This is a genomic window from Limosilactobacillus antri DSM 16041 (assembly GCF_000160835.1).
Classification (GTDB): domain Bacteria; phylum Bacillota; class Bacilli; order Lactobacillales; family Lactobacillaceae; genus Limosilactobacillus; species Limosilactobacillus antri.
Map to the genome: position 1 here is coordinate 56,216 of NZ_GG700736.1, position 8,484 is coordinate 64,699.

The 8,484-nt window shown below is 38.6% G+C and carries 7 protein-coding genes and 2 pseudogenes; 3 read left to right on the forward strand and 6 right to left on the reverse strand.

Features of this window, described 5'->3' with window-relative positions; translation table 11 throughout:
• Positions 1–184: 184 nt before the first annotated feature.
• Positions 185–385, reverse strand: a pseudogene (locus HMPREF0494_RS11115) (LtrC-like protein); the annotation flags it as partial.
• 86 nt (positions 386–471) lie between these two features.
• Here HMPREF0494_RS11115 and HMPREF0494_RS08970 point away from each other — a divergent pair.
• Together HMPREF0494_RS08970 and HMPREF0494_RS08975 are read left to right on the forward strand one after the other, a co-directional pair.
• Positions 472–1,401, forward strand: coding sequence for an IS30 family transposase (locus HMPREF0494_RS08970; RefSeq protein ID WP_040459016.1), 930 nt, complete (start codon positions 472–474; stop codon positions 1,399–1,401).
• 46 nt (positions 1,402–1,447) lie between these two features.
• On the forward strand, positions 1,448–2,620 hold the full coding sequence (locus tag HMPREF0494_RS08975) for an SAM-dependent methyltransferase (RefSeq protein WP_007124645.1): 1,173 nt from the start codon (positions 1,448–1,450) through the stop codon (positions 2,618–2,620).
• 226 nt (positions 2,621–2,846) lie between these two features.
• On the opposite strand, the gene HMPREF0494_RS08980 is transcribed toward HMPREF0494_RS08975, so the two are convergent.
• Both HMPREF0494_RS08980 and HMPREF0494_RS08985 read right to left on the reverse strand, forming a co-directional pair.
• Complete coding sequence (locus tag HMPREF0494_RS08980; RefSeq protein ID WP_007124647.1) at positions 2,847–3,851, reverse strand: biotin--[acetyl-CoA-carboxylase] ligase; 1,005 nt, start codon at positions 3,849–3,851, stop codon at positions 2,847–2,849.
• A gap of 36 nt (positions 3,852–3,887) precedes the next feature.
• Positions 3,888–4,403 (reverse strand): biotin transporter BioY, encoded by a 516-nt coding sequence (locus HMPREF0494_RS08985; RefSeq protein WP_007124648.1) that lies wholly within the window; start codon positions 4,401–4,403, stop codon positions 3,888–3,890.
• 157 nt (positions 4,404–4,560) lie between these two features.
• Between HMPREF0494_RS08985 and HMPREF0494_RS08990 the strand changes: the two genes are divergently transcribed.
• Entirely contained in the window at positions 4,561–5,118 is a 558-nt protein-coding gene (locus HMPREF0494_RS08990; RefSeq protein WP_225363477.1) for a YiiX/YebB-like N1pC/P60 family cysteine hydrolase, read from the forward strand.
• Positions 5,119–5,303: 185 nt separating this feature from the next.
• On the opposite strand, the pseudogene HMPREF0494_RS08995 reads toward HMPREF0494_RS08990, so the two are convergent.
• The 3 genes and pseudogenes from HMPREF0494_RS08995 to HMPREF0494_RS09005 all read right to left on the reverse strand — a co-directional run.
• A pseudogene (locus tag HMPREF0494_RS08995) lies at positions 5,304–7,401 on the reverse strand (DNA topoisomerase 3).
• 6 nt (positions 7,402–7,407) lie between these two features.
• Entirely contained in the window at positions 7,408–7,818 is a 411-nt protein-coding gene (locus HMPREF0494_RS09000) for a hypothetical protein (RefSeq protein WP_003590792.1), read from the reverse strand.
• Positions 7,819–7,832: 14 nt separating this feature from the next.
• Positions 7,833–8,484 (reverse strand): conjugal transfer protein TrbL family protein (locus HMPREF0494_RS09005; protein WP_007124651.1); only part of this gene is annotated, 652 nt, incomplete at its 5' end.

Genomic DNA, 8,484 nt, shown 5'->3' on the forward strand with positions numbered 1-8,484 from the left:
CCTCAGCTATATCGACAAGCACCACAAATAAAAAAGCCGCCCTGCGTAACTTTGGTCGGTTACAGGGCGACAATGTAGTTTTGTAATCTAAGCCACTGCCTTTGAAGCGGCTTGCACGGGAAGTCCTGTTTTCGGCGGGACTTCCTTTTTCTGTTTATATTATAGCATGACCTTTAAAATCTGGCTAACGCTTTAAACTTTGATCAAGTTCGGATTTGGGTTGTTTGATTGACGGATTTTCTTCAGTAAATGTTTGCAGCTGTTTTTGTGTTCGCTTACTGATTTCATGGTGTATATCATTTAGTTTATTTTTTAGTTCTGATTTTTGTTGTGGGTTCCTTGCTTGCTGAACTTGTTGTTGCAAGCCTTGATAGGTAGATTGTAAAATTAATCCGACGCTGTTCGGACAAAAAAGATCAGCTTCCCTTAAAATGGTGTTTACCACAAACACATCTTTTAGGAGCTGATCTTTTGTCTAGTATAACCTATTCTGAACGAATTAAAATCAAAACCTTTTGTGAACTAGGCCTGTCCAATATCCAAATGAGCGATCGCCTAAAACGATCATCTGCCACAATTTCTTATGAATTAGCTCGATGTGAACCTTACCAGGCCGAAGTGGCCCAAACAGATGCCGAATACAAGCGGGCACGATGTGGCCGAAAGACTAAATTGAATGACAAATTAAGGCAAATAATTTTAAACCATTTACGGCTAAGTTGGTCACCAGAAATGATAGCTCACGAATTTAAACTAGCGACTAAATCAATTTATAATTGGTTAAATCAAGGGAAAATTGAGTTTTCTTTAAATGATTTGCCTGAACATGGCGTGCGCCAACGGCGTAACCTTGACCAACGTTCTAAATATAATCAATCATTAGGACGGTCAATTGAACAGCGACCCATCGTGGTTAATCGACGTAATCGCATCGGTGATTTTGAATTAGATACAATTGTTGGCCCCCGTGGGCATAGTAAGGCAGTTTTATTAACCTTAATCGATCGCAAATCACGTTTCCTTTGGGCCTACCGATTAAAAAGCCGGACAGCAGTAACTGTTAATGAAGCCCTAAATAAGTTTCTAGCAACTTTTAATGGCCCGGTGCATAGTTTTACGGTGGACCGTGGCACTGAGTTTAACGGTCTAGTATCACTTGAAGCACAATACGGTATTAAGACCTATTACTGCCATGCTTATACGCCAGCTGAGCGCGGCAGTAATGAACGATTTAATCGGAACTTACGCTATTTTTATCCTAAGGGGACTTATTTTGAGCACATTAGTGCTCAAGGCTTGAAAACCACCTTACTCGAAATTAATCAGAGACCACTTAAAATACTTGACTGGCAAACACCTTATCAGGTCATGCTGACCAATTTGTCAAAAAATTCGGATTAAATTTGCAATCTACCATATAATTTATTTTTTTAATGGAGGGATATTTGTGCTAGACAAAGTGGTTTACAAGGAATTATTCAGTAAAGCATTCGACATAACGATTGAAGTAACTTATTGGAATGGGAAAAAAGAAAAATATGGCGCTGGAGTTCCTGAAATTAAGGTACAATTTAAACACGAAATTCCAATTAAATCGCTAACCAGTCAGCCTACCTTGGTTCTAGGTGAGGCTTATATGAATGGTGACATAGAGATTGATGGAAGTATACAAACATTAATCGCATCGGCTTACCGGAAAAAAGACAGTTTTTTAACTCATAATTCATTCTTAAAACACTTACCCAAAATATCGCATTCTGAAAAAAATAGTGAAAAAGATATTCAAAAATATTATGACATAGGTAACGATTTTTATAAGCTATGGTTAAATGACACAATGACCTATTCTTGTGCTTATTTTGAGAAAGAATCCGACACTTTGAAACAAGCACAATTGAACAAGGTCCGGTATATCTTACGTAAGCTAGCCACTAATCCTGGTCGTAAACTATTGGATATTGGTAGTGGATGGGGAACTTTATTATTCATGGCTGCTGAAGAGTTTGGACTAGATGCAACAGGTATTACCTTGAGCCAAGAACAATATAACTATACACAATCACAAATAAAGGAACGACACTTAGAAAATCAGGTCCACGTAATATTGGAAGACTATCGTGAAGTATCTGGTCAATACGATTACGTAACATCTGTGGGCATGTTTGAACATGTTGGTAAAGAAAACTTAGGACTATATTTTAAAAAGGTTCAAGAATTTTTGGCCCCAGGAGGACAAGCATTGATTCACGGCATTACTGGACAACATGAAGGTGCTGGTGTGGATCCATTTATTAATCAATACATCTTTCCAGGAGGATACATTCCCAATGTTGCTGAAAATATTAAGCACATTATGGATGCCCAATTGCAATTTTCAGATATTGAACCCTTACGACGCCATTACCAAAAAACATTGGAAATCTGGTACCAAAACTATCAGAAGGTTCGGAATCAAGTCATCGAAAAATATGGTGAACGTTTTGATCGAATGTGGAGTTTATACTTACAAGCTTGTGCCGCTTCCTTCGAATCAGGCAATATAGATGTTATTCAGTACTTATTAGTGAATGCACCTAGTGGTACAGGATTGCCGATGAAACGCAATTACATTTATAATTAACTATTACTAGGAAAATTATTCAAATAATGTTCAAAAAAGGGCACCTGTTTAAAAAATGGAGTTTACTACAACTCATTTTTTAAACAGGTGCCCTTCCCTAGTATTAACTTATTTAGAGTAGGAAAAACACTTTCGATAGTAGCTACAGTTTAAAGCGGCAATATCAAAATCATTGTGGTAGTGCTCATAACGTCCCGTATTATCAACACATAATCCATAAATTAAGCTATCCAATATGATCTCCTTTATACTTAAAACCAGTTTTGATTACTTCACCGCTTGTAAAGGTTTGAAATGTTCCATCTATCCTTTTAATGGTTATACCACCATTATCTTCAATCTTCTGAGCAACTCCCTGAATAACTTCTGACCCAGTATTTAAAGAAACCACTTTTCCTAAAACAATCGATTTTTTCCGGTACTCCGCCAATAGTTGGGGGTTCGTATAGTCTAAAAATCCGTTTATAATTGCTTGGATTATTTCAGCAATTAATTGATTGCGGTTAACTGAATTGTCATTATCGATAGCTTGGGCTTTGATTGCCAACTCTTTTGGAAACTTGACAGTTGTTAAATTTATTCCCACACCAACAATGAAAGCTGAGGCCGCCCCCAGTTCAAGATCAAAAATGGACTCCGTAATAATTCCGCCCACCTTATGATAATTTAGATAGATGTCATTTACCCATTTAAACTGAAATTCTTTATTTGGATAAAACTTTTCAAGCACATGGGTGATGCTCACGGCAATCCCAGTTGTTAGTAGTCCGGGTTGAATAACAGTTTGTTGTTGGTTAGGCAGAATAATACTGAGATAAAGGCCTGTAGTCGGTGGTGAATAAAAAGAGCGACCTCGTCTTCCATAACCGTTAGTCTGCTTATCGGCAACAAAAACGGTTGGCCTGGTAATACAGTGCTTACTAGAAAATTGCTTTGCTAAATCTTGGGTTGATGTAACTTCTTTAAAGACATGCAGATTATCTGTTAATTGCTTATGGCTGTAAATATTAATTAAGTCGGCTTCTAAATACGGTGCTGTATGAAGCATGTACCCACGTTTCTTACGACTAACAATTGGATAATCTCGTTTGTTTTTTAAATTATTAATAGCCTTCCAGATGGTTTCACGACTGACTTGAAACTTTTTAGCTAGATAGTCACCAGATACCCACGTATCTAAATTAGTCAAAAGTTCTAACACCACTTTTTCTTGGGTTGATTTATTTTTCATCAAACCACCTCCTAATTAAATAGCGATAAACAATAACTAAAATAAGCTTAAATGCATTGCTTTTCTAATACGGCGAACAATAATAACTGCTAAAGCACTTTTAATAAGATCTCCTGGTATAAATGCTAAGTTTGAAATAAGAGCGGCAATCAGCGTAATGTGAGACTGGTAAGAGAGCCATATAGCACCCATCAAATCGATAAAAATCACTCCGGCTAATAATAAAATGAGCAGTTCAAATATCCAAGACTTATTGTAAATCTGAAAGCGATTAATTAATAGACCAATTAGTAATGGCGTAAATAACCAAGCTATAAGATAGCCGCCAGTTGGTCCAATAAAGACAGCCATACCACCATTACCACCAGAAAGTATGGGCATACCGATGAAGGCTAATAATAAAAATAGACATACTGAGATGGTCCCATACCTAGGTCCCAACAACTCACCACTCATCATCACTCCCATGTTTTGTAAAACGATAGGTACTGGAATAAATCCCAACGGAATACCAGGAAAGCGGCCTAATATAATTAAGATTGTTACCATCATTGCAGATAACGTTAATAATCTTGTGGTGTTACTACGTTTCAATATGATCACTCCAAGTATGGATTTTTCAAAAACAGTGTTATTATAGCTATTTAGTAACCCATTAGTAAAGTAAAGGGTTACTAAAATTCGAATAATGGAAGGGAGACTGCTAATTTTGATTAGTTTGAAAACAGGCGATCTGTTACTTGTTAAAAAAGCACAAAATAAACTGTCAGAGATGATCATTAGAGGCACAAAACAAACGTTTTTAGATCGACCACTAGCTTATTACCATATCGGGATAGTAGAAAAAGAAGGCACTGACTTTTTTGTTCTCCATGCAACCAAAGACCATGGTTGCATTCGTCAACCGTTAGATCAATTTATTTCCGAAGAAGGATTGATTGACGTTTATCGGAAGAGTAGCCCTTTAATAAATCCCCTCAAAATACTAAAACGAGCCAAGTCCATGTTAGAAGCACCATACAATCCGAGCTTCAGATTAGATCAGCCAGGATATTACTGTTCGGACTACGTGGTTAATGCATTTAAAGATGAAAATATATTTCATCTATCCCCAATGGTATTTGGCCCTAACGGCTCTGTTTTGCCTGAATGGCAACAGTATTATGAAAATTTAGACTTGCCGGTACCTAATGGTCAGTTAGGGAGTAGTCCGAACTCACTAATTAGCCAAGGCCATCTCAAATTTATAGGAGCTATCAACAGCTGACTTTTAATACAGACAATTATTTGGCCATTTAGGTGAACGATTACGTGAGTTTAAAACACGATCTTGCTGGATATCCCATATCCCTGATATTAAAAAGACTACAATCTAGATAGCTGGTTAATACGGCTATCTGGATGTAAATAGTTTGCCTTATAATCTTGGAAAAACTATGTTTTATTTTTATCTCAGTGCTCAATAATCGAGTCTACAAGGTAAATAGGAGAGCGTAAAATATCAACGACATCATAACCGGTTCCCATGATTCCAATATACTTCAATCGTGATGTTTTGCTGCTCCATTTCTTGGGTAGGGTAAAGTCCTCGCCTTGCTTGGGTTTCACAATGTAAAACTTTTGTTTATTTATGACAGTTACTTGTGGTGTTTCTAAGAACACCTCGGCAACTTTTTGCGCTTGCTGTTGGTGATTGATTTGTTGCTTTATGGCTGCACTGCCAGTTAATTGTGTCGGAACATCAGCAATCAACTTCGCCACAAACTTCTTAATTTGGCTCAAAAAATTATCCTGAGTGCGTTCTTCGGTACTGATTTGCTGTAACGCTTGCTCCCATTTGGCCGTCATTTCTGGACTAGTTAGCAAGGGCTCGAGTTCAACCGCTTTACATAAAGTAATTCCGGCTTCACTGACGTGTAGCTTGTTCTTTTCAGTGACGAGATAGCCGCGTTTCTTTAACACTTCCAGCACATTGGCCCGGGTCGCACTTGTCCCAATGCCTTGCACGTCTTTGAGAATTGCTTGGGCTTCTTCATCATCAAGCGTTTTACCGGCCGTCTTCATGGCTGTGATTAATGTCCCTTCGGTAAACGGTACTGGTGGGGTCGTTTCTTTTTGCGGCGTTTGTAGATTTGCTTTAACCTGGTCGCCTTGGTGAACGAGCGGTAAGGTTGCTGCTTCTTGCTGATCGGCTTTGTGATCATCAAATAAAGCTTGCCAACCTTGCTTAGTTGGGACCTTACCGGTTGCTTTAAAATTGGCGTCACCAACTTGGGTGATGATGGTGGTTTCCTCGTACTCGTACGGATCAGCAAACATCGCTAACGTCGTCCTTAAAACCAGGTCATAGACTTGTTGCTGTAATTTAGGCAAGCTGGCTAGTTTCTCTTTCGTCGGCACGACTTTAGTCATGATAATGGCATAGTGTTCTTCAACCTTTTTTCCATTAACATAGCGCTTATTTGGGGTGGTATTGGTTAAAGCGACTGGCTTAGAGACTAAACCCAGATACTTCGTCAGATTAGCCACTAAGTACTCAAATTCTTCATCAGTGATATAAGCACAATCGGTGCGGGGATAACTCAACAACTTGGCTTCATATAAACTTTGAATAGCCGCTAAGGTTTGGCTGGCACTGGCATGATACCGTTTATTCATGGCACTTTGCAGACTGGATAGCGAAAATAGTTGGGGACTAGCTCGTTTTTTGCCTTGCTTTTGGACGTCCTTGATTAAACCGGCCTGTGAGCCTTTCTGAACGTGTTTAGCTTGCATGAATGTTATTAGCCCTGTTTCGTCTTTAAATCGCTGATAGGGGTCTAATTTTGCGACGAATTTTTGCTGATTAGCTAAAATTTCCGCATTTAGTTCAAAATAGGGTTCCGGCTTAAAGTTTTTGATTGCCTGGTCCCTTTGATAAACCATATACAAAGTGGGGGTCTGCACGCGACCAATCGAGTACACCCCGCGTACCCCGTTTTGTCTTAATAACAAAGTATATAAGGGACTACCATTCATGCCGATCAACCAATCGCTAATTTGACGAGTTTGAGCTTCTTTATAAGCCAAATAGTCTTTGTGCCAATCACCAAGATTTTTGAAGCCGGTGATAATCGCGTCTTTTTCCAAACTATTCAACCATAGTCGCTTAATGGTCTTCTTTTTAACGTCAATCTGGGCTTGGTTCATGATTGACCAGGCGATATTGGAGCCTTCCCGACCACTATCGGTGGCGATAATAATGGTATCGGCCTTCGTTAACAGATCTTTGACGACCTTGAATTGATCTTTTTTACTAGCTGACACCACAAACTTGTATTTATCGGGAAAAATCGGTAAATTAGATAAGGCCCATTGCTGATATTTCTGATCATATTTATCCGGTGTGGCTAATTCAACTAAATGTCCGAGACCATACGTCACAAGCGTATTTTCGGGCAAAACAGGGTCACTAACCGTATAGTAACCCTGTTTTTTTGTGCTCTTTTGAAAGGCTTGGACGTATGAACGGGCTTGACTAGGTTTTTTCAGCTAAGATAACAGTGGTCATGTTCGTTCACTCCTTATAATTCAATTTCTGTTCTAATTCTGTTTTGCCTTGTTCAACCGCTTTTAACCAAGTTTCACGGCGCAATTTTTGTTGCTGCTCTATCGATTGTTGCTTCAAATATTGTTGATACCGTTTGATGGCTCTGAGATCTATATAGGCTGACCAATGGAATAATAAGCCACCCAGTAGTAAAACTAAGGCCATTAGCGCAGTTCCTAAAAAATCGGTATTGTTCGCCTTAAAAAGCTCTTGGTATAAATCCACTAACATGAGGTAAATTCCCATTAAATAGAAGAGCATACTAACTAAGTTATCAAAATAGTAAGACAGCTTAGTCCGCCGTGAAGGTGTTGTAAAAGGGTCGGTTCGCATATCTTTTTTGACTTTTTCTAATAACCAGTGTGCGATTTTCTTCATAACTATATATCCTCCTAGTGGTTACGGAAATAATTTTGAAACATTCTCATGGCGCCCATACCAGTACTCTTAGTCACGCCGGTTGAAACCCAGAAATCTTTAACAGCATCAGGTGTTTTGACCACCAGAAAGCCAAATCCAATTGAACCAATAAAGGCAATAAACCCATATTTAGCCATATTAGTGAAACACCATACTGATAATGACATACAAAGCACCTGGCTAATAATGGAAGCATTGTAATAAATGTACTTCTTCCACCACGTACCACTATAATCAAAGCTTTCAGTCGCCATGCTCATTGCAGCTAAAGGAATCGTCAGATTGTACCAAGCCATATCAGCCACAAACGCACACATTTTAATAAAAAACACGACGGTTACGACAGTGAAGATTAGCAGAAACAAAATCTGTAAAGGTAGCGAAATACCAACATCTTTTAGTCCAGGGACTTTATTCATGCCGGTAATTGATTTAGCAGTGAATTTCTGATCAGAACTAAACATATACTTTAGCAGGGGCAAGGTAATTGAACCTTGAATAAAGCCCTGTAAAAACACGAAAACCGGAATCACGGCTGCTGATTTAATCCCGTCCATAATGATATTAGCCCAAGTAACATCGGTACTTTCGTCTGCCTCTTTTAGAATTGTCATCACAATGCGG